The following is a 22318-nucleotide window of genomic DNA, read 5'->3' as shown; positions in this document are numbered from 1 at the left end:
GTTTGAGGGTTTGCTAAGCCCACGGCCAGAACTCCTGGTCGTGGGCTTAGTCGTGGATGTTTAGAAGTAGGCGCGTGCACCCATCTGGAATTGACGGGGAGCGTTGCCCTGGGTTTTGGTGACGCCCCAACTGGCGGCGCTTTGAAGACTTAGACTGGGATTCGCAAAGTCGAGATGGTTCATCACGTTCTGAAAGACGCCGGATAACTCGAGGCTGTATCTCTCGTGAATCATGATTCTCTTCTTCACGCTGAAGTCGAGATTGAGATAGCCGAGGCCGCTGATGGCGCCGCTGCCTCCGTTGCCGGCATCGAGGCCGAGAATGGGAGCGCGCACGCTGTCAAAGACAGCCACGGGATTGGTGAACATATTGATCGCAGCCGCACCGGAGCCCTTGGTATTGGTGCCCACCGCGATTCCGTTAGAATCCATGCCGCCTGTGACGCCGCGATGCGTGTGAGCGCCGCCGGTATATGGTGTGTTGAAGATGCAGTTCTCGTTATCGGTGAAGTTTGCACCGTCTTCACCACCGAAGTTTTGTCCGCTGTTGTTGGTTGTGCACTGCAGCGGCTGTCCAGTGCCGGCTGTAACGATGGGGGACAGTGTCCACCCCCCGGCGAGACGGCCAATGATACCGGATTGCGAGCGATACCACGGGGTTTCATAGACGATGAAGGTGTTGAAGATGATTCGCTGATCGAAGGCCTGGCGACCGTATTGCTTGTTTATATCGAAGCTGTCCTCTGCAACGGTGCCACTGCTTGACTGATTGTTGGCGCCGAGGCCGAGGGCCTTGGACCAGGTGAGGTTTTCCTGAGCGGTGAGGCCGTGGAAGCTGCTCGCTTTGAAGGAGACATAGCCGCCGTTGTAGTTGCTATGTCCGATAGGAGTATCAGAGCTGACGCCCGAAACCATCTGGCCGGCAGCTCCATATGTGGAGTTAGATGTTGCGGTACCCATCAGGCTTCTTGCGAAGACGAAGCCCGCGCCATTGGCGCCGTTGACATTGTTGTCCAAAGCCTGCCAGAGGCCGAAGACCCTTTGTGCACGGAAGGCTGCAGTTTGTTTGGCGACGACCGCCGCGGTGCAGCTCGAATACTTTGAGCAATAGGCTGATCCGGCTCCTCCGAGCGCGGCTTCGAAGAAGGGCTGCGGCGTGACCGTAGCCGTGGGCGCAACGCTCTTGGCGCACTGACTCGCTGTTGTTGTGCAGTTGAATGCCGTTTCGATTGCCAGGTATGCCGACTCGAAGCTCTGGCCGCCAAGCGAGAGCATGTAGGGAACTACGTTCGGATTTAACTGCATGAACTCGTGATGGACGATACGCCCGATATACCCGACCTCAACCAGCATGTGGCGATTGATCTGCCGCTGCACGGAGAGGTTGAATGTGTCGACGTCGTTGGGACGCATGGAGGGATCGACGCCTGGTGAAAGAGACACGCCAGGGCCATCGAAGCCGGGATGGAAGGGCTGTGGTAGCGTTGCAGGAACGCCACCTGGCGCCAACAGAGGGGAAAGGCCATCCGGTCCGAAACGGTATGCTGTGGTGTCGTTGTAGTTGCTCTGGTTGCAGCCGCCGGCTCCAGTGGTCGCAGACTGCGCGTACTTGCACTGCGTAGCCAGAAGCGGTCCGGGACCGGCGAGAAGCGGAAGTACCTGAGCATCGCCGTTGACACGGCCATAGATTCGACCGTATCCGCCACGGATGGCAGTCGAGCCGTTGCCGAAGAGCTTCTGGAGAAATGCGTTGCTGAAGTTGGGGTTCCAGATGACCGATAGTCTTGGACTGACCGCGCCATAGTAAGGATCGTATGGGTACTTGCGGCCGCTCGGTACGTTCTTGATCAGCGTATAGCCGATTTCAGGATTGAAGATTTGGCCGCTCAGTGCGGCTGCTTTGCGGGACGCAAGCCACTGCTCGATACGGATGGGATTGCCTGTGGCATCCGTGAAGATGGCCTGCGTGCCGTTACGCTCAGTGGGCGGCATCTCGATGGCATAGCTAAGTCCAAGATTGAACGTGAGGCTCGGTTTGGCATGCCACGTATCCGTTGCGTAGATGTTGTAGTACGGGATGCTGGCGTGTCCGATCGCAGGAGTGAGCGACGGGTTCAAGCTGAGCGATCCACCGGCGTTGGAGTAGCTATTCGCAACCTGCGTGTCAGTGACGAGGCCGTAGTAGGTGTCAAGCATACGGGCATTCGCGGCTGTACCTGCGCCGACGCAATTGAGCCCCGTACCAGTTGTGCAAGCTGCGGTCCCCGGTGTGCCACCTGTATACCCGATGTTGCCGCCGCCACTGCTGTCGCCGATTTGGTAGGTCGGGGTGAAGTTGATGCTGGCGCCATTGTCGCTGCGCGAGAAGTAGTCGGAGTTATGCTGAAATTGACCGCCGACCTGGATGAGATGATTGCCCTTCAACTTAGTCAGGTTGTCGCTGAAGAAATTATCCTTGCCGTCCCAGGTGCGGACGCGGATACTCTGCGAGTTCACGTTGTAAGGGGACAGGACGGTATTGGCGTATTCACCCAGCGGCTCAATAGCTCCGTCTGCACCAGCTACCTGTGCAGGCGCATTTGCGTCCGTCCACTGCCATTGGTCACGGAGAAAGCTATAGTGGAAGTCATTTGTGAGCGAGGCGCTGATATTTGTGGTGAGGCCGACAACGAGATACCACGGTGCCTGCGTGTGCGGTGCAACAGCCTTAGGCACTCCTATCGTATCGCCGGGCAGCGCGCCACCGATGTCGATTTGATTGGTGGTTGAGTTCACCAACTCGTAGTAGCGATAGCTCGCCATGAAGTGCCACTTCTGGCCGAAGTCATGGTCGAGACGCGTGGCCAGAAAGTTGCTGCTCTGGGGAGTCGACACATTGGCTTTATAGCCAATGGTGTTATTGCTGTCGCATAGTGTGGTAGAAAGTCCGCCGCAGCTCTTGTCGAAGCTGCCAGCATACTTCGTGCCATCCGCTCCAGTAGAACCCGCATCGCCCACGGGGGCAACAGGCAGCTGAGTTTTGTAGAAATTCGTGAGCACAGGGTTCATGCCGAGTCCACGTGGATCGGCCGCCTTGAGCTGCGCAGCGGAGTATGTTGTGCCGGTAAAGCTGAGTTGGCCGAGCTGAAGATATTCGTAAGATGGAACTGTACGTTCATAGGTACTCGCGAGCGGATACCGGAAGCCTTCGTAGTTAGCAAACAGGTAGGTTTTACCGCCGAGGAACTTCGGCGCGATGGGCCCACCAGCGGCGGCGCCAAAGCGACTGAAGTGATAGCTCGGCTTGGGGGTGTAGCCAGTTCCTGGAAAGTTGTTCTGCCAGGTGTTTCCATTGAAGTTGTTGTCAAGGTAGTACTCATATACGGTGCCAGTCCATCTGTCGCGGCCGCGCTTGGTAACGGCCTGCGTTTGAGAGCCGGAAGAGTTGTTGAAGTCAGCCGTCTGGCCGGTCGTGGCCACCTTGAACTCCTCAATGCTGTCTTGTGGCATAGGCATTGTTCCCTGCGGAGCCGCTCCAAGGAACCCGCCGGTGGTTGAAGTGGCGTAGGACGTGGTGTAGGTTGTCAGCGTTCCGTCCATATCATTGGAGTTGTTGCCGCCGTCGAGGGTGAAGCTCGCCTGATCGGTGGTGGTGCCGGCCACATTTCCTCCAGGCGTGACGCCCGGCTGCATGGTCGTAAAAGTGGCGACCTCGCGCCCGATTGTGGGCAATGCCTGGACCATCGACGGATCGACTGTTGTTCCGGTCGATGCATTCATCGTCTGCAGATCCGCATTGGAAGCTGTGACTTCTACGGTGGTGTTCTCCGCTCCCACCGTCATCCTGAAATTAGCTGTCGTTTGAGAACCGACGCTTACGGTAATGTCGGGAATCTCGTCCGTTGAGAATCCGGCCCTTGTTGCTTTCACGTCATACGTTCCCGGCGGCACGTCCGGAACGATGTACTGGCCTGCTTTGTTGGAGACGGTCGTTCGGGCGCTTTTGGACGCCATGTCGGTGACAGTGATCGTAGCGTCCGGAATAACAGCCCCGCTGGGGTCCGTGATGCTGCCGACGACGGTGCCGCTCGACGTGGCTTGACCGGCGGATAGGGACGTACCTGCCAGCGAGAGACCGAAAAAGAAGACAAGTGCGATCAAAAACTTATGGGCGGTGTGATTTACAGGCTGGCGTTTCATCAATTCCCCCTTGGCGGAAAACCGCATGCATCAATGGCTATCTATTTCCCCAGCGTGCTGCTGCAGGGTCGTACGAGATTTCGCTACGGAGCTACGCGGCTACAAAAGCACAACCAAGCTGATAGACCTGCAACTCCGGTGCGCAGGCACACGAAGGCACACCTTCTCGCTACGGCAGGTAGACCGCGTACACAACGGAATAAAGATTGGGATAGCTCAAGTATGCAGAGACGGCTCTTCCACCGCTATACGCGGGGTTACCGTTGATTGCTGACTTGAACTAAAGGAAGACTCAGAATGGGGTTTACAGCGCCAGGCAATGGAAGTCCCTGCGAGTGTAAAAAGAAGACGTCACTTGGCGGTGTACCAGACGACGGAGTCTGTTCTGAGAGCTTTAACAGGAAGCCGTGTTGCCACAACAACGCGCAAGTGACGTGTTCTCACAGCGCGTGAACGAAACAACTGCATTCGAGGAGTGGGCAAGAAGGACGAATATCTTCATGATTTGCCTCCAGTGTACTTCCGATCTGTGTGCTTTTCAAAAATAAGATATCACATATCAATCGAGATGCAAGAAAAAGATAAAAAAGTCTTCGCAGGCCCAATCCCTCGCCTTGCGAAGACCTTTACACGGACAAATTGGCCGTTTGTACGAAACCCATTTCTGCTACTGCCGCAGGTTCACCGCATAGAGATACCAGGCAGCGTGTGGCGCCACTGTTCTGTCCAACGCCAATCTTCGTCTTTGCCTGTTACAGCGAAACCTTCGGACCATTAGCAGCGCTGTCAGTCTGGGAAGTGAGCTCCCAACCATGCGCCAGCCGCGCCTGCCAATATCATAATTACGATCAGAAAGACGGCGAACCACTTATCACTGGTGGTGAAACGGATGTCCGCGATTCGCTGCTTGCTCCCTCGATTGCGCCTTCCCCCATAGAGCCGTCGCATTAGGTCCTCTTCGTTGATTCTCGCAAGTAGATGACCGGGGCCATCCGTAAGGATGGCCCCGGTGTCTTAACGCGGTTTGCGGTTCTAGAAGTGGAAAGCCACTTCCCCCGTTACAGTCCGTGGCGTTAGATAATGTGTGCCTGAGAATGTGGAGAGGAAGTTATAGAGCGCATACTTATCGGCAAGGTTGATGGCCGTGATACGTCCGCTGAACTTATAGCGGTCGTTCTCGCCGAAGTGCATGATGTTGTCATCGCCCAACGCCAAGTCGAAGACGGTCCGTGGCTGAATCCGCTGTGGGTTCTTATCGTCATCCTCGGTGCCAGGCGCCGGGATCACGATGAGATTGGATGTCAGTTGCGACGCCAGACATTGCGTTAGACCGCTTGTCGGAGTGGCCTTGACGCCATTGCAGACGAGGCCTGCCTGGAACTGCTGATCGGGACTGAGATAGCTGAGGTCGATCCCGGGCTGCCCATTGATCGTGATCGAAGGGCCGCCATTGAGCGGGTTGCAAACGCTGTTCGGGTCGGTTGTGTTGTAGCAGGGCGACGCGCCTGCTACGAGGCCCGTGTCGTATCTCCAATTGAAGCCAACGTACATGCTCTTATGGAAGGGCATCGCATATTCGAGATGGGTTGTCTCGTTGAAGTGTTCGTCGTGGTCGATGCGGAACGGGAGGGTGCTGCCAACGATACCCGGCGTCGCTCCCACACCGCCTAACTGGGGATTGAAGAACCGAGCGGCCACCGACGATGCGTTGAACCGAACCGACAGACCCTTAAGGTCGGTCAACGTCGCGCTCAAAGCATAACCAGGAATTTTCGAGCTGGCCCATTCAATTGGGAAGGTAATGGGGGTCGTACCGAGCACGCTGAAGTCGTACGCATTGTGCGTGTACTTCCAGATGTATTCTCCGTTGAAGACAAAGTGACGACCCACGGATTGGCCAAACCCAGCGTGAAACTCGTTGCGGAAACCCGGATTGAAGGGGGTGATAGCCTGTGTCGCGCAACTGCCCGCGGACAAGGTGGAGAAGACCGCAAAGAGCACCGGATCGGAGCAACCTGTCGATGAGAGAACGAGATTCTCATTGAACGGAGTTTCCTGCGTGCGGGCATAGGAGACTCGCAGTACAGTGTTCGTCGGCTTTACGTTGTATGAGATACCGACGCGGGGTTCGGCTTGCCGTTGAATGGTCATCCCGTTATAGAAGTCGCCGCGAATGCCGAAGTTCAAAAGCCAGTTGCCTGCCGTAATCTGATCTTCACCGTAGAGGGCAAGCTGCTTGACGTCCGTGCGGCCCTTCCAAGCATAAAGAGAGCCGGCCTGCGTGAGGTCATAGGGAACCAAGACGGGAATGACGTTGGGGTTCGGTGTGGCTCCCGGGGAAGTACAGCCGGTTGGATTTCCGTTCGTGTCGAGGCAGGAAGGTGTCAGCGTGGGATCGACAACACCTACGCTGTCATTCTCACGTAGCAGCGTTTGCTCATATACGCCGCCAAGCTTTGCGTTGTTAATACCGTGGACGTAGGAAATATCAGCATGAACGCCCATGTTCGTCAGGGTCCTGTATTGGCTGATCGTTTCCTGTTGCTGATCGAGAGCGTAGTCGGCAAAGGGATTGTTGCTGGGATAGTAGTTGTACGCATCGCGGCGAACGTAGACGCCAATATTGGCAACCGAGTCGTCGCTGATCACATGCGTGAAGGTAGGCGAGAAGTTGATCGTGCCGATCTTCGAGCGCTGGTCAGTGTTGCCGATCACATTCCCATTGGGGTCGACCACGCCGATATTCTCAAAGTCATTTGGCGTCTGAAACCACGACCGCGTGTATTGCGCGTTGAAGTGAATCGAATCGCGCGGCGTAAAGTTGTAGTCGAACCGATCGAAGAAATTCTCTTCGTTGCCCTTATCATGCAGCACTGCAAATTCCGGGCCGTCAAGAAATCGCCCGCTTTGCAATCCATCGACTGCGATGAAATTGCCCCAGTTCGTTCCGCCGTATGATGTGTCGAATCCAAGATTGCTGGTACCGAACGTGCTGTAGGACAGACGTACTGTTCCTGTCGGGGTGGTAACTCCCTGGCCTGAGCGGGTAGTAATCTTCACGATCAGCGAGGTTTTATCACCATATTCGGCTGGTGGAGCGCCGTCGATGACCTCGAGTGATTGAACCGCGGCTGCCGGCACCTGGTTTGAGAAGACCTTGCTCTGCTGATCGGTGATCGGTTCGCCATCAACATTGAAGGAGTTCTCGGCGTGGTCCCCTAACCCGTGCATCAGGCCGTTTGAATCCGCTGCAACGCCGGGGGAAGCCAGTGTGACGATGGAGCTTAACTCACTTGACGGGCTCTCGATCGGTAGCCGGTTGATGACGGAGCGATCCACATCGGTATGGAAATTGGGATCTTGTTCCACCAAACCAGGGGCTCCCTGTACTTCCACCGTTGAGGTCACAGAACTCACCTGAAGGTGAAAGACCAGCGCGAGTGGCACCGGAGAGTAGACCTGTGCCTGGCGCGTGGAAGCCACAAAATTAGAGCTGGTTGCCGTAACACTGTACTGGTCGAAGGGTAAGTTATAGAAGCGATAGGTACCGGTTCCATCGGTAACGGCGGTTCGCGAGTATCCGCTGACGGGATTCGTCAGCGTGACGGTGGCACCTGCAAGCCCAGCGCCGCTGGGATCAAAAACTGAGCCGGTGACCGTTCCGGATGTGCTCTGGCCATATGCGGCACCGGCCGCAAAAGCTATTACCAACCCCGCGAGGAAGGCGAAGACGGCAAAGCGAAAGAAACGTGGCTTCTTCATGGAACAACTCCTGTTTTCTCTGAATATCTGTCAATGCGCTCGACGATCCTTCGCAATCGCGCGGACCAGTCGAAATACAAGCAGGCAGCCGCGCAAATGCGCGAGCTACTCTTGTCTACTTTTGCAATGAACTAGATTGAGGAAGGAGGTGGTCTACCGAAGAGATCGAATCGCCAAAGCTGGACAACCGCCAGGGAGGTTGTAACGGTAGTGATCGATTGAAAGAGAAACGAAGGCGGCAGTGTCGGCGATGCACCCGGAAGAACCGAGTGCATAACCGCGCACAGAGGGCAATATAGCTCGCCGGAATCGTGTCCGTTATCTTTGCTAACAACTCGGTGATGCGCGTCCTGAAATCGCCCTGATCCGTGATGATGGACTGCCTGTGCCATGCCCACCCAGAGAGCAAGGACAAGGCACAGAACCGCTTTCATCCTCAACTGAAGGGGCTGAGGGTGCACCGTAAACGCGCGTTGTGCGGCTCGATTCAAGGCTTATCTATAGAAGAACAGACGAGCGATAACGGTAAAAGGACGCTAGTTGCGAATCGCTTCTCACAGTATAACCACGACCATGTCACGCTCTCACGCGCAGGTAGCAGCATTTGTAAAGCAGCCCCACGTTGTGTTGGTGCGGGTTGCCTCAGTTAGCGGTTAGGATTTCCACAAAAGCTAATTCATTCTCGATATCGTCAATCATTGACAACTTCAACCGAGAGAGCATTCGATGGCAAATGAAGCGGATAAGGCCGGGTGCGGTTGGCACATCGGATGCTCTTGCTTCGTATTGTTTTCTTGTAGTGACTACTGGCGCAGATAACTACATCCATCTTCAGCGGAAGATAGATGCTCACTGCAGCCGTTGCCATCTTTCTACAAGCTGGTGGCGGGATCGCTGCAGGATTGGCATCTCTAAGGTCTTGCCAAAACGAGATCAGCCACTTCGTTGACCGTGGTTTTTGAAAATCCAGAATGCTTTGAAACTGGTCGCGCACCTTGGCGTCATTTCTGAAATAACGGTACCCCGCCTAACCTGAAAGGAAGGCCAGGAAGGCGTCGCGCTGCTTGTGTTGGAGGTGGCAAGGCCACTTTGGACCCATTTCTGACTCACAGGGCTTGTTCAGCTCATCCGCGATTCAGATTTTCAAACTAACTGCTTGATTTTCTTGGTGGAGCTGAGCGGGATCGAACCGCTGACCTCCTCGTTGCGAACGAGGCGCTCTCCCAGCTGAGCTACAGCCCCACGTTTGGGTACTTGACCAGTTTAGCAGGAGTGCGCGTGGCAGACAAAGCCTCCCGCGCCCGCGATGACTAGGTGGAGGGTGAGGGGCGTGCCGGAGCCTTGAGGCCGAGTTCGGCCATCACGCGCTGGAGATCCTTCCAGGCTTCGCCCTTCTGGCGCGGGTCGCGGAGCAGGAACGCGGGATGGTAGGTTACGGCGACCTTGGCCCCGCGTGAACTGTACCAGTGGCCTCGCAGGGACGCTAGCGACTGCTTGACGCCGAGAAGATAGGTGGCCGCTGTGCCTCCGAGCGCGACGATGACCTCGGGACGGACGATGTCGATCTGCTGGATGAGGAACTGCGAGCAGGTGGTGGCCTCGACGTACTCCGGGGTGCGATTGGCGGGCGGGCGGCACTTGACGATGTTGGCGATATAGACCTCTTCACGCTTGAGGCCCATGGCCATGATCATGTTGTTCAGCAGTTGGCCGGCCTTGCCGACGAAGGGCAGGCCTTGCGCGTCCTCGTCGGCTCCGGGGCCTTCGCCGACGAACATGAGGCGGGCACTGGGGTCGCCGTCGGCGAAGACGATCTTGTGGCGGCCGCCGTAGGCGAGCGGGCAGCGGGTGCAGTCGCCGATTTCGGTGCGGACACTTTCGAGAGCGGCGGGACGCTCGGCAGCGGGAATGACGCGCGTAGGCACGGGCACGAGCGCGTCAAAGGACTTGGGCTTGGGCATGGGGGCACCTAGATCTGGCGCAGAGGATGTGACAGGGTCGAGCGAGAAGTAGTCTGGCGGAGGAGAAGCCACTAGCGGAGGTGTTGGACACGAAGCTACCGGCGGAGCTGTACGCACTGGTGGGGGCGGAGCGGGGGAGCGAGCCGGGGTTGGGGCTGGTGGTGTCACGGCCCTGGCTGCTGGAACCGATGCAGGTTTCGCCGACAGCGCTGCACGCAGCGATTCGGGCAGAACCGTGGCTGGGTCGTCGCGGCGATAGAGATCGTAGATGCCGAGGTCACGCAGGTAGTCGACGTAGGCCCGCAGTTGTTGCTCAGGAGAAGCGCTCATCCGTGTACCAGTTTACCGGCTGCGGAGCGCAGTGCGGGAACCTTTACAGGGCGGGTGCAGGCTTGCGGGCACCGACGGTGTAGGTGACCTTGCCTGCGCGTACTTCGTCCTGTGCGACACGACAGGCTTTGAGCGAGTTGGAGACGCCAAGGGAAGGCGCTCCGGATTGGAGCTGTCTGGCGCGACGTGCAGCGCCTTTGACGAGGCTGTACTTGTTCTGCAGAAGCAGCGAAGCTTGCTCGTTTAGGGCCATGCATGGACCTCCGGGGTTTGCAGGTATAGTACCCGAGAAGCAAACCCCCTGTGGAAAGATTTGTTGTGGATTTCAGGATGATGACGTAAGTCACCAGAACTGAGCACGCAGATTCAGACTGCCAGAAGAGCAGGGCTACGGCTTGTCGAAGCTTGCCAGAGCCATGTCGAGGCGCTCGGAGTGATGCGTGGTGCGACAGGCATCGGCAAGAACGCGCTCCTGCGCGTTGGCTTCGCCACGGGCCTCAAGCACGATCGCACGCATCTCGGACGCTGCCTCGTCGAGAACATCGTTGACGAGAGCGTACTTATACCTGTGAAGCTGTTGCAGCTCCGTGCGTGCCTGCGAGAGACGCTTCTCGATCTCTGCCTCGTCGGCCACACCTTCCGCCTGGCTGCGGTTGCGGAGACGTTTCTCCAACACGTCTGGCGCGGGGGGCAAGATGAAGATGGAGATTGCCTGCGGGACCTTTTGCATGACCTGCAGAGCGCCCTGGACGTCGATGTCAAGGAGCAAGTCGTTGCCGTGGGCCAGTGCATGATCCAGGGCAGAGACTGCTGTGCCGTAGTAGTGATTGCCGAAGACGGTGGCGTATTCGAGGAACTCGTCATCAGCGATCATACGTTCGAAGGTAGCTTTGTCGGTGAAATAGTACTCAACACCATCCCGCTCCGAGCCACGGGGAGCGCGGGTGGTGTAAGAGATGGAGAACTCGAGGCCAGAGACGAGACGGCGGACCTCGCTGACGAGCGTAGATTTGCCCGAGCCGCTGGGCGCCGAGATGATGAAGAGGATGCCGGCCATGAGATGAGGTCAGTGTAACCCGAGCCGGGGCGAGGATACGTGCACGCTAGCTCCGTGTGAGTTGGCCGGCGAGCGGTGGAAGCGCGTCGGCATCGATGGGGTCGAGTGCACCAAACTGCAGGTTGTAGAGGCGCGAGTAGGTGCCGCCGAGAGCGAGGAGCTGATCGTGCGTGCCAAGCTCGGTGATGGTTCCGCTCTCCATGACGGCGATGCGGTCGGCACGGCGCACGGTGGAGAGACGGTGCGCAATGACGAGGACAGTGCGGCCTTCAATGAGATTGGCGAGGGCCGCCTGAACGGCGGCTTCGCTTTCGGTGTCGAGTGAGCTGGTGGCCTCGTCGAGGATGAGGATGGGCGCATTTTTGAGCAGGGCGCGGGCGATGGCGATACGTTGCCGCTCGCCGCCGGAGAGACGCGCGCCGCGTTCGCCGATGGGAGTGTCGTACCCTTGCGGGAGCCGCAGGATGAAGTCGTGCGCGAGGGCCGCCTTTGCGGCCTCTTCAACGACAGTCATCGGTGCGTCGGGCTGGCCGTAGGCGATGTTGTTACGAACGGTGTCGTTGAAGAGAACAGTCTCCTGCGTGACCTTGCCGATCTGCTTGCGAAGTGAAGCGAGCGTAAGGTCGCGGACATCGTGCTTGTCGAGCAGGATCGCCCCCTCGGTAACGTCGTAAAAGCGGGGCAGCAGATTGACGAGGGTTGACTTCCCTGCACCGCTGGGGCCGACGAGAGCGAGGACTTCGCCGCGGTTGAGCGTTAGGGATATGCCGTGGAGAACCTCTTTGGAGTGGCCGTCACGCTCGTAGGCGAAGCGCACGTCGCGGAACTCGATGCGCCCGTCGAAGGACTTGAGTGCGCGGGCTCCACGGCGTTCGCGGACCTCGTCCTGCGCGTCGATGAACTTGAAGACGTCTTCACTGGCGCCGACGGCCTGCTGGAAGCTGTTGTAGTAGGTAGGCATGCGTCGGACGGGGTCGTAAAGCATGATGACCGCGCCGAGGAAGGTGATGAAGACACCCGGGGTGACGCCGTGCTGGATGACGTTGCGCCCGATGAAGAGCAGCAGAGCGAGCAGGACTGCGCCGAGGGCATCCATGAGCGGCGATGAGATGGCCTGCACCGCGACGGAGCGGAGGTTGGCGCTGAGGAGGCGGTCGGCTGCGCGGCGGAAGCGCGCCATCTCCAGGGGCTCGGTGCCGAAGACCTTGACGATGCCGTGGCCGGAGATGGTCTCCTGCACAATGTTCTGGATCTCGGCGAGTTTGTCCTGTCCGCGACGCGTGGTGCGGCGAACATCGCGGCCAACCTTGCGCGAGGAGAGGATGATGACCGGCACGAAGACAATCAGTATCCAGGCCATGGCTCCGCCTGTGATGATGACGACACCGATCATGACGACCATGGTGAAGAACTGCTGCAGGAAGTCGATGAGCACGGTTGCCATGGCCGTCTGCACACGCTCGATATCGTTGATGAGCGTGGAGATGAGTGTGCCCGAGGAGTGTCGCTGAAAGAACGCCGTGGAGCGGCCGAGGATGGAATCGTAGAGGTCGTTGCGAAGATCGGTGATGAGGCCGAAGCCGGCCTTGTTGGCGAAGAGCGTTCCGAAGTAGTCACAGAACGACTTGATGATGGCCGAACCGATAAGCGCGACAGCGACGACCGTCCACGCATTGTGGAAGTGCTTCGGTATAAGGAACTGCAGATTGATGATGTGATGCGTGTGTGGGATGGTGAAAACCAGCACCTGATCGGGTGAGGCCTTGGCACTGAGCACGTTGTCGATGATGGGCTTGATGAGCAGTACGCGGAGCGCCGCCATCGCCGCAAAGACGCCCATAAGCAGGATCGACGCGAACGTGTAGAGCAGGTACGGCCGCATGTATCCGAGCAGGCGGAGTATGCGTTTCATCGCGGGCACCGGCAGTGGGAGAAGTCTTGCATCATGGGATAGTGTACGCGCTGGATCGAGGCCTGGCTCCGTCATCGCGGCATGTCGCGGTGGGAACTCTTGGCACGATAGCCGGCTGCGGAGAGACGCTTCTTTAGCTCCTCGGCGATCATGACCGACCGGTGTTGGCCGCCCGTGCAGCCAATGCCGATGGTGAGATAGCTCTTGCCTTCGTGGATGTAGTGCGGCAGGAGAAAGGTGAGCATCTCGGTCACCTTGTCGAGAAACTCAGCCGTCTGCGGGAACTGCCGGATGTATTTGGCAACGCGGGGATGCTTGCCCGTGAGCTTGCGGAACTCCGGAATGAAGTGTGGGTTGGGCAGGAAGCGGACGTCAAAGACAAGATCGGCATCCGTGGGGACACCGTTCTTGAATCCGAAGCTGTTCACCGAGATGGTGAGGTTGCGCTCGGCCTTGCCTTCGCCGTGGCTGAACTGCGCGTTGATGTGGGCGCGGAGTTCGTGGACGTTGAAGCGCGTTGTGTCGAGCAGAATGTCCGCCACGTTACGGACCGGATCAAGCCGTTTACGCTCGGCACGGATGGAGCTGACAACAGTTTCGTCACGACCAAGCGGGTGGGGCCTGCGTGTTTCGGAGAAGCGGCGGATCAACGCATCGTCGTTGGCTTCGAGAAAGACGACGCGCGTGGGAAGCACCTTGCGCACCTTGCTGAGGATCGACGGAAAGCGGTGTAGGCGGCTACCCTCGCGGACATCGACGACAAGCGCAGCGTGCGTGATCTCAGCCGACTTTGCGACGAGGTCAGCGAAACGAGGGATAAGGTCGAGCGGGAGGTTGTCTACGGAGTAAAAGCCGAGATCTTCAAACGCCTTGAGGGCGGAGGCCTTTCCGGCACCGGAAAGCCCCGTCAGGATCACCAGCTCACGAGGAGCCGGTTTAGAGAGCGCAACAGACTTCGTCTTTCGGGAACGTACAGCGGGAGCCATGCGGAAAGTATAGACCTGAGGTCAAACGAGGGATGCCAGCTTCTTCCTCTTTGAGACGGCGCAGGCGGGAGAGATGTTTCACATCTCAATCCCGCCTGCGTGACCGCACGGTTACAGCGTTGGAACCGCGATGGGGCGCGGATGATCGCGTACCGTGGAGAAGCGTTCCTTGTTACGGATGGCTTGCTGCTCCACCTTTGCGAGAGCGTCGTGCAGGGCCGTCTCCATGGAGGTCGATTGAGCAGTGGCAACATGAACATCGCCGCGGCATTGAACGGAGACCTCGGCGATCTTGCGGTATTTGTCCTCAGTGAGGATGATGTGCGCGTTGGTGCATCGATTGGTGACACGCGCAATGGCGGCCAGAGCCTCTTCCGCCTGCGTACGAAGTTTTGCAGTGACTACAGTGCGACGTCCGGTGAACTCAATGTTCATGCGATGCTCCTTATTTTGACGGTTGTTTGCTTCGCTGCTTTCCGGTTCCCTTTCCACCTCCCTGACTCGTTAGACGTGAAGGAGAAAGGAGGGTTGCCGTGAGCAATCGATACGCCAAACGGAGGTGCGTGGCTTGCGCCAACCTGAGCGTGGCTATCGTTGCCGGCGCTGGTGCGTACTTGGAATGTGCATGTCTTCGCGGTATTTGGCGACGGTGCGCCGGTTGACCTGGATGCCCTGTCGCAGTAACTCCGCGACCAGACGATCGTCGGTAAGCGGCTTGCGAGGGTCCTCCTCTTCGATCAGCTTCTTCACCTTGCGCTTGAGGAGCATCAGGGGAAGATCTCCTCCTTCGGGGCCATTAACTCCCTCGGAGAAAAAGAATCGTAACTCATAAACACCCTGTGCGGTGTGTACATATTTATTGGCAACTGCCCGACTGACGGTGGAAGGATGGACGCCAATCTCCTCAGCGACCTCCTTAATCATCATGGGATGAAGGGCTTCCACGCCGCGCTCAAGAAAATCGTGCTGACGGCGGATGATGGCCTCGCACGTGCGTACGATGGTATTTTTTCGCTGTTCGATGTTGCGAAGAAGCTGGATGGCCGACTTATATCGGTCTTTGACATATTCGCGGACATCCTTCTCGAGGTCGCGGTCTCGCAACATGCGGCGATAGACAGCGTTGAGCCGAAGCGAAGGCAGGTCCTCCTCGTTCATCACAACGACGTACTCGTCGTCGCGTTTGACGAAGGCAACATCAGGCTCGATGAGACGGGTGGAAGCCTGGTTGTAGCGCTGGCCTGGACGCGGATCGAGCCGCCGGATGATACCGATCGCTGCATTGACCTCGTCAGTGGAACGGCGCAGCAGACGAACCAGTTCGCGAACATCCTTGCGCTGCAGAAGCTGGAGATGTGATTCAACGATCTGGGCGGCGAGGTCCAGAAGGAGCGGCGGCTCTGGCGTGACGTTTTCGGCCTGCTGACGGCGGAGCTCGCTGCGAGTCCACTCACTGCGCTGTGCGTTTAGCTGCCGTATCAGGCACTCATGCAGATCGCGCGCGCCGATGCCTATGGGGTCAAGCTGTGCCATAACATCCCCGGCCTTTGCAAGAAGGTGCGTGATCTCATCGGGCGAGAGTGATGCATCTGCAAACTCGGAGCGCAGCGCCTCGGCCAGTTCTTCATCACTCGCGGTCAGATAGCCATCCTCGTTCAGGTTACCGATGATGATCTCGACGCTGAAACGCAGCCGGGGTGCCAGCGGGAGCGCCCCCAACTGCCAGAGCAGGTGATCGGAGAGGTTGCTGGGCGCGGCGAGGAAGTGCTCGAACGAGGGCTTGTCCGAGTCCTCAAAGGTAGAAGCGGTGCGGTAGCCGGGATCGAGGAACTCCTGAAAGTAGGACCCGAAGTCGACTTCATCGAAGGCGTTGGCCGAGTCAGGCGCGTCGTGACTGATGTCCTCCGCGCTGCGCTCGGACTCCGCCTCGCGCGTGGAGAGCTCTTCGAGAGTCTCCGAGGATTCGTCGATCTCTTCGAGAACAGGATTTTCAATGAGCTCGCCGTTGAGCATCTCTTTGAGCTCAAGCTTGTTGAGCGCAAGCACACTGACCATCTGCACCAGACCCGGAGTAAGTACCTGGCGCTGCGCGAGTTTTACGGAAAGGCGTGGTTGCAGCAGTTTCTAACCTCATCGCATCCGCAGGGGAGAGCCGACGGACGTGTGCGCACCAGAGAGGGATGGCCCATCGAGCACGTACGATGCCAGTCTACTCCGGCCAAGGTCCTGCGAACTTCCCGAAGCCAGGCTCAGTGATCCTCAGCGGGGCCGTTTTGGGCATCGTGGGGCAGGTTCCCCTTGGTCGGTTGGGTGGGCTTGCCGAAGGTGAAATTTTCGCCGAGGTAGATTCGCTTGACCTCCGGATCACGACCTAGCTCGCCGGGCGTTCCGGTCCGAAAGATGCTGCCTTCGTTGACGATGTAGGCGCGGTCGGTGACAGAGAGCGTCTCACGGACGTTGTGGTCAGTGATGAGTACACCGATGCCCGATGCCTTAAGGTCGAAGATAATCTGCTGCAGCTCCAGTACGGCGATCGGATCGATGCCAGAGAAGGGCTCATCGAGCAGGATGAAGGCGGGACCGATGGCGAGACAGCGGGCAATCTCGACACGGCGACGCTCACCACCGGAGAGTGCGTATCCCGGGGTCTTGCGAACGTGCCCTAGATTGAGCTGCGCGATGAGGTTTTCGCTGCGCTTGCGGCGCGCTTCCCATGTGAGTTGCTGTGTCTCCAGCACTGCCAGGATGTTCTCTTCCACGGAGAGCTTGCGAAAGACGGATGGCTCCTGCGGCAGATAGCTAATGCCATGCTCGCGGGCACGAAGATACATCGGCGTGTGAGTGATGTCGATGCCGTCTGTTACCACCCGGCCGCCATCGGGCCGCACCAGACCCACGATCATATAGAAGCTGGTGGTCTTGCCGGCTCCGTTAGGACCCAACAGGCCAACCACCTCTCCTTGCGTGATGCGAATGGATACGTCTCGCACAACCTGACGGCCAGCGTATGACTTCGCAATCCCTTCGGTGGCGAGCGTCCTCATGTTGCGCCTACTGCCTCTCTTCTTTGCCCTGCTGAATTTGCGTCTCCGTGTGCACACGGCGGGGCGATGTGCCAGGCGCGTTGCCCAACACCACGATGGTACTACCTGCATCCGCAAACAAGAGAGATGAGCCCGTGATGTTGCCGTGCTGCGTATCGACGATCACGGGCGGCTTAACTGGGGTGCCGGTCAGCACCGAGGCGCCTGTAGCCGCAGTGTAGACAAGTTCCTCGCCCGTTCCGTGGCGACCGGGCTGCTCCAACCGGACGTCTCCTGTAATCACTACGCGATCCAGAGAGCCGTTGAAGGGCGTGGATTCTTTGCTCGATGGAGCGCCTGTGGGCTTTGCTGCAGGAGTCTTTGCCGCCGGAGTCAGATAAGCTGTCGCCTGCTGTGCTCGGATGGTTCCGGCATCGGCTTCGAGGAGTACACCCTGCGGGCCAGTAAAAACTGCTTCGCGGCGGGCATCGCTGTAGTCCATCCTGGCAGCCGCAACACGGACATAACGCATGCGTCCCATAGACGACTTCTCACTGTGAAACGCAGATGAGGGACCATGCGTCTCTGATGACACGTCAGCAAAGACCGCGTGAACGAGGCCCGCCGAAGAGCCCGGCCGCGCACTGAAGGTGTGGTTTCGGTCGTCCAGAATAAGCGTAGCCGCCTGCACCTGCGAGGCCTGTTGCCACATGCGCGCCGGCTGCGCATCGGTACCGCGGAACTCGGCTTGCTGGGTTTTGTGTGTGAAGTGCGCAGTCGTTGACAATACGTGAGTGAAATCGGCCGGAGGAAATGACGACGCGCCGGTTGCCGCTCTGGCGAACGTCGTCTGCACGTTGCCAGCAGCGTCCGCATCCTGATTGCGCTGATCCAGGATGACGGTTGCCGCTGTGAGCGTCGCATCGTCCTGCGTGAGGTGCGTGTTGCCTATGAGGGTAAGTTTGCCCGTCACTGAGTTATAGCTGGCGCTCTCGGCCGTGGCTGTTCCAAATTCCTGTGGCTGAGATTGACTGCCGGTACGGCCATTGCGCCGAGGCGCAAGACGTTGCACAAGAACGTGCCCCGTCTGTATTGCAGAAGCGAGCGCAAGCTGCTGCTTGCCATGCGTCTCCGCCTGCGCAAAGACGGCGCTCAACTGATCGCCAGTACTCGTTTCAACTTCTCCGGTCGGCGCGTTTTCACGCAGCAGCGTATGTCCATGAGCAAAGAGCTTATCCGGCTCAGCGTGGCCGTTTACGGTGTTCACCAGAGTGAGATCAAGGTCATCCGCCGTAAGTGTGGTGAGCTTGATCGGTACTCCCGAACCCTGACTTGCTGGCGGATGCGCTCTGGTATCGAGCGACTCGCCGCGGATCTCTGCTGAGCCCGTCGCCTGTATATCTGTGAGCTGGGACTTGGCGTTCGAGCCTTTGCCCGCAGTGCTGAAACGGGCGACAATACGGTCTGCGTGGACCTCCCGCAGCAGGCCACCGGGTAATGTGCGTTTGTCCGTGAGAACGAGCTGTGATGCGCCTGAAGTAGTAACGCTGCTCAAGAGACCGCGTGCATCGAAGGCTAGATCGGCGGCGGGGGAGGAGCCTTGTGCGGGGCGCATGGGGTCTGTGTCTACGAGCTGCACCCCGCCGCTGAGACGCGCAGCGATGGGCACGGTGGACTTGGTGAAGGTGCTGTCCAGCTCGGCAGCCTCGACGGTCTGGGTGGCGTTCGTGAGCCGGACATGGCCCGTCGCCTTCGCCGATGCGATCGAGCCGTCGCTGCGGAGGTTCAGGAGTGTCAGATCGGCGCTTGCCGTGTGCCCTGCGGAGGTGGCAACGGTGTGTGGCAGCGTTGCTACGTTGGCGCTGCGGTCGATGTCGGCGCTGGCGGCGTGCAGCACAAAGGGGCGGTTTCGGAGTATTCCGGTAGCGGTTACGTTGGAGAGCAGGCGCAAGGTGCTGAGGCTGGTGTTGTACTCGGCGCCCTGCGCGGTGCCTTCGATGCCGCCGTAGTAGAACTCGACGCGCTGGTCCGTTGCGGCGATGCCTAGCTTGCGCAAGTAGACGACTCCACTGGTGCGGACATGGATGACGTTGGCGGGTTCGTGGCCGCTTCCGGGTGGCGCGCCAGCCAGAGGGCGGAGAGACGAGCGGCCAGCGGAGGTGAGCGAGTCGGGGGCTTCGAGGTCCATGTGGACTTCTCCGATGGCACGGACGATTCCCTCGTGCTCGTCGTAGGTGAAGTCGTCGCCGTTGATGACGTCGTTGTGCTGGCCGTCGCGGCTGTAGAGGATGACGTTGACGCCGTGAAGGCTCCACTTGCCATCGCCGATCTGTGTGCCCTTCTGCGCGTGAAGGGTGAAGATGGTCCGACCCTGCTCGCTCTTGGAGACTGTCAGGCCATTGGTGTCGTGCGAGACGGTGATTCCGGCCTTCCGGATGACGTCGAGATAGGCCTTGACGGCGCGGTAACGGCCGAAGCCGATATAGGCAGCGACGACGACGGTAAGCAGCAGTGCCGCTGCCGCAATGACCCACCGTAAGCGCTTGATCGTAAGAGCCATGAATGCCAGCTACTATCTTCTCATTCCACGTGCAGGGCTGAACGTTGGACGCGCGGGCGGATAGAATGGAGTGATGGCTGATCAGCTCTACCTGAGTCTGTGGTATCCGAACTTCCGGTTCCAGTCGCTGCCCGCGGCGCTGACCGGTGTGATGCGGCAGTTTGCCGTGATTGCCCGCGATGGCGATGCCAAGAGCGAGTTCGGCCGTGTTGCGGCGGCGAGTGTGTATCCGATCGACTGGACCGAGTCACCGATCTATCAGCGCATCTACGTGAATGACGAGCGCGCGCAGGAGTCGGCTGATACGGAAGGCTCCAAGATCGAGAATGCCGTTGCCGAAGCGACCGAGCAGTTGCATGAAGACCAGGCTTACGAGTTCGAGATGCAGTGGATGCTCTGGGTTCCTGAAGTTGCGGGCGAGCTGGATACGATCTGGAGGCTTGAACCGGCGAAGGTGCGGATCATCGGATTTGGGCCTGACTTCGACGACAACAGCTACGAGCAGAACGGCCATATTCGCGTGGATTTCGGGCTGGATTCGCCGTGGGTGCTCGAAGACGAGGATGTCGACGCGGAAGCTGCGAAGTACATCAAGGAGAACGTCGAGAAGCTGCTGGCGTTTACGCTGAGTGTTGAAAAACACTGTGGAATTTCGTCGCGCCTGCTGTGGACAGAGAGCGGCGAGCCTTTGGCCGAGAAGCTGATCGCGCGGCTGCAGCGGCTGAATTAGGACCAACCCCCTCTCCCCTCCCCCCAGATACTTTTTGATCTAAAGTTCTGATAAGAGAATGGTTGGGCGGGGACTTGTGGAGGTTCTATCCCCGCGAGGGCACTTTTATTGGCAGGGTGAGGGGTGTTCCCTATCGTGTGGAAAAGTTTGCCGATGGGTTCGTGGCAAGACCGAGGAAATTCGGTGCAGCACACCGGAAAGTTGCGACGCGGAGGCTGGGCGGCTCATCTGCTCCTGATAGGCCAAGGAAAGCGGGAGCGGTTCGATGACAGAGGTTGGAGCGCAGGGCGTGCCGCGGAAGCTTTTGCGGTTGGAGTCGCTGGCAGTGCTGGTGGGTGCGGTGACGGTGTATGCGCTGTCGCACGACAACTGGCTGGTGTTCGCGGTGCTGCTGCTGACGCCGGACCTGGCGATGCTGGGCTTCATGGCTGGACCGCGGGTGGGGGCCTTCTGCTACAACACCGTGCACACGTACCTTGGGCCAGTGGCGCTGCTGGGCTACTCGTTCGTGCGGCCGGAGGTGCAGCCGTATGCACTGATCTGGCTGGCGCACGTGGCGATGGACCGCGCCCTGGGTTATGGGTTGAAGTACGGCACAAGCTTCAGTGAGACGCACCTGGGACGAATTGGCGCGCTGCGACGGCCCTCCGGAGCCAAAGCCCCTTCCACTTCTTGAGAGTCAGTGAGACCCGGCCCTGGAGGGCCGGGCTACCGGTCCTTGCCAGACCCACAACCTGGCTCAGGCGAGTGCGGGGTAGTCGATGTAGCCCTCGGGGCTGTGGGAGTAGAAGGTTTCCGGGATGGGAGCCGTGAGTTCTGCCTGGCGGGCAAAGCGTGCGGGCAGATCAGGGTTGGAGATGAACAGCTTGCCGAAGCCGACGGCGTCGCAGTCGCCGCGTTCGACGGCGGCGTTTGCGCTCTCATAGGTGAAGCCCTCGTTGGCGATGTAGACGCCGCCGAACTGCTGCTTGAGCTGTGGCGTGAGCCAATCAGGCCCTTCGTGCTCGCGGGACATGAGGAAGGCGAGGCCGCGCTTGCCGAGCTCAGTAGCGACGTAGCCGAAGGTCTCGGAGGGGTTGGCGTCGGAGATGCTCATATATCCTCCGCGCGGGGCCAGGTGCATGCCGACACGGTCGGCGCCCCAGACCTCGGAGACGGCATCGACTGCCTCCAGCATGAAGCGGGCGCGGTTTTCGACCGGGCCACCGTAGGCGTCGGTGCGGTGGTTGGTGCCTGACTGCAGGAACTGGTCGATGAGGTAGCCATTGGCGCCGTGGAGTTCGACGCCGTCGAAGCCGGCGGCCTTGGCGTTCTGAGCGCCGCGCTTGTAGTCGGCGATGGTGCTGCGGATTTCGGCGATGTCGAGCGCGCGGGGCGTCTCAAAGGGCCTCTGAGGGCGAACGAGCGAGACGAAGCCCTCCGGCGCGAGAGCGGTGGGCGCAACGGGCTGCTGGCCGTTGAGGAAGAGTGGGTGCGAGACGCGGCCGACGTGCCAGATCTGCGCGAAGATGCGGCCGCCGGCGGCGTGGACGGCGGTGGTGATGTGCGACCACTGCTCAGTCTGTTGCTCCGACCAGATGCCCGGGACCTGCGCGTAGCCGACGCCCATGGGGCTGACGGGCGTGCCTTCGGAGATGATGAGGCCGGCGGAGGCGCGCTGGGCGTAGTACTCCGCGATGAGGGGCGTGGGGATGTGGTCGGGCGTGCCCCGCAGGCGCGTGAGTGGGGCCATGATGACGCGGTTGGGGAGCGTGATGGGGCCGAGTTGGAGCGGGTCGAAGAGGTTCGGCATGGTGAAGAATATCTCCTGAGACGGTA

The 22318-nt window shown here is 59.2% G+C and carries 15 protein-coding genes and 1 tRNA gene; 2 read left to right on the top strand and 14 right to left on the bottom strand.

What is annotated here, in order from left to right; translation table 11 throughout:
* Positions 1-60 precede the first annotated feature (60 nt).
* From GOB94_RS13595 to GOB94_RS13540, 13 genes are all read right to left on the bottom strand, one after another.
* The gene (locus tag GOB94_RS13595; protein WP_182276418.1) at positions 61-4179 is read right to left on the bottom strand and encodes a carboxypeptidase-like regulatory domain-containing protein; all 4119 of its coding nucleotides are present in this window, start codon (positions 4177-4179) and stop codon (positions 61-63) included.
* Positions 4180-5211: 1032 nt separating this feature from the next.
* The gene (locus GOB94_RS13590; protein WP_182276417.1) at positions 5212-7941 is read right to left on the bottom strand and encodes a TonB-dependent receptor; all 2730 of its coding nucleotides are present in this window, start codon (positions 7939-7941) and stop codon (positions 5212-5214) included.
* Between the two features lie 691 nt (positions 7942-8632).
* A complete protein-coding gene (locus GOB94_RS16715; protein WP_220464929.1) occupies positions 8633-8935 on the bottom strand; it encodes a hypothetical protein in 303 nt (100 codons plus the stop codon).
* Between the two features lie 172 nt (positions 8936-9107).
* A tRNA-Ala gene (locus GOB94_RS13585) sits at positions 9108-9183 on the bottom strand.
* 68 nt (positions 9184-9251) lie between these two features.
* Complete coding sequence (locus GOB94_RS13580) at positions 9252-10232, bottom strand: uracil-DNA glycosylase (RefSeq protein ID WP_182276416.1); 981 nt, start codon at positions 10230-10232, stop codon at positions 9252-9254.
* A gap of 43 nt (positions 10233-10275) precedes the next feature.
* Positions 10276-10485: a DNA-directed RNA polymerase subunit omega gene (rpoZ, locus tag GOB94_RS13575; protein ID WP_182276415.1), complete on the bottom strand. Its 210-nt coding sequence runs from the start codon at positions 10483-10485 to the stop codon at positions 10276-10278.
* 135 nt (positions 10486-10620) lie between these two features.
* A complete protein-coding gene (gene gmk, locus GOB94_RS13570) occupies positions 10621-11289 on the bottom strand; it encodes a guanylate kinase (protein WP_182276414.1) in 669 nt (222 codons plus the stop codon).
* Between the two features lie 46 nt (positions 11290-11335).
* Positions 11336-13201, bottom strand: a complete 1866-nt coding sequence (locus GOB94_RS13565) for an ABC transporter ATP-binding protein (RefSeq protein WP_182276413.1) — start codon at positions 13199-13201, stop codon at positions 11336-11338.
* Between the two features lie 71 nt (positions 13202-13272).
* Positions 13273-14187 carry an RNase adapter RapZ gene (rapZ, locus tag GOB94_RS13560; RefSeq protein ID WP_182276412.1) on the bottom strand — a complete coding sequence of 305 codons (915 nt, stop codon included), beginning with the start codon at positions 14185-14187 and terminating at the stop codon, positions 13273-13275.
* Positions 14188-14298: 111 nt separating this feature from the next.
* Positions 14299-14622, bottom strand: a complete 324-nt coding sequence (raiA, locus tag GOB94_RS13555) for a ribosome-associated translation inhibitor RaiA (RefSeq protein WP_182276411.1) — start codon at positions 14620-14622, stop codon at positions 14299-14301.
* A gap of 153 nt (positions 14623-14775) precedes the next feature.
* Positions 14776-16308, bottom strand: coding sequence for an RNA polymerase factor sigma-54 (rpoN, locus tag GOB94_RS13550; RefSeq protein ID WP_182278629.1), 1533 nt, complete (start codon positions 16306-16308; stop codon positions 14776-14778).
* 128 nt (positions 16309-16436) lie between these two features.
* The gene (lptB, locus tag GOB94_RS13545) at positions 16437-17231 is read right to left on the bottom strand and encodes an LPS export ABC transporter ATP-binding protein (RefSeq protein ID WP_182276410.1); all 795 of its coding nucleotides are present in this window, start codon (positions 17229-17231) and stop codon (positions 16437-16439) included.
* Between the two features lie 7 nt (positions 17232-17238).
* Positions 17239-19770: an LptA/OstA family protein gene (locus GOB94_RS13540; RefSeq protein ID WP_182276409.1), complete on the bottom strand. Its 2532-nt coding sequence runs from the start codon at positions 19768-19770 to the stop codon at positions 17239-17241.
* Between the two features lie 73 nt (positions 19771-19843).
* On the opposite strand from GOB94_RS13540, the gene GOB94_RS13535 reads away from it, so the two are divergent.
* Both GOB94_RS13535 and GOB94_RS13530 read left to right on the top strand, forming a co-directional pair.
* Positions 19844-20500 carry a hypothetical protein gene (locus tag GOB94_RS13535; protein ID WP_182276408.1) on the top strand — a complete coding sequence of 219 codons (657 nt, stop codon included), beginning with the start codon at positions 19844-19846 and terminating at the stop codon, positions 20498-20500.
* Positions 20501-20765: 265 nt separating this feature from the next.
* Complete coding sequence (locus GOB94_RS13530; RefSeq protein ID WP_182276407.1) at positions 20766-21176, top strand: DUF4260 domain-containing protein; 411 nt, start codon at positions 20766-20768, stop codon at positions 21174-21176.
* 63 nt (positions 21177-21239) lie between these two features.
* On the opposite strand, the gene GOB94_RS13525 is transcribed toward GOB94_RS13530, so the two are convergent.
* Positions 21240-22292, bottom strand: coding sequence for an alkene reductase (locus tag GOB94_RS13525; protein ID WP_182276406.1), 1053 nt, complete (start codon positions 22290-22292; stop codon positions 21240-21242).
* Positions 22293-22318 lie beyond the last annotated feature (26 nt).

Source organism: Granulicella sp. 5B5 (genome assembly GCF_014083945.1).
Lineage (GTDB): Bacteria > Acidobacteriota > Terriglobia > Terriglobales > Acidobacteriaceae > Granulicella.
Note: the sequence above shows the minus strand (reverse complement) of the source record. Positions and strands in the feature narration are given on the sequence as shown.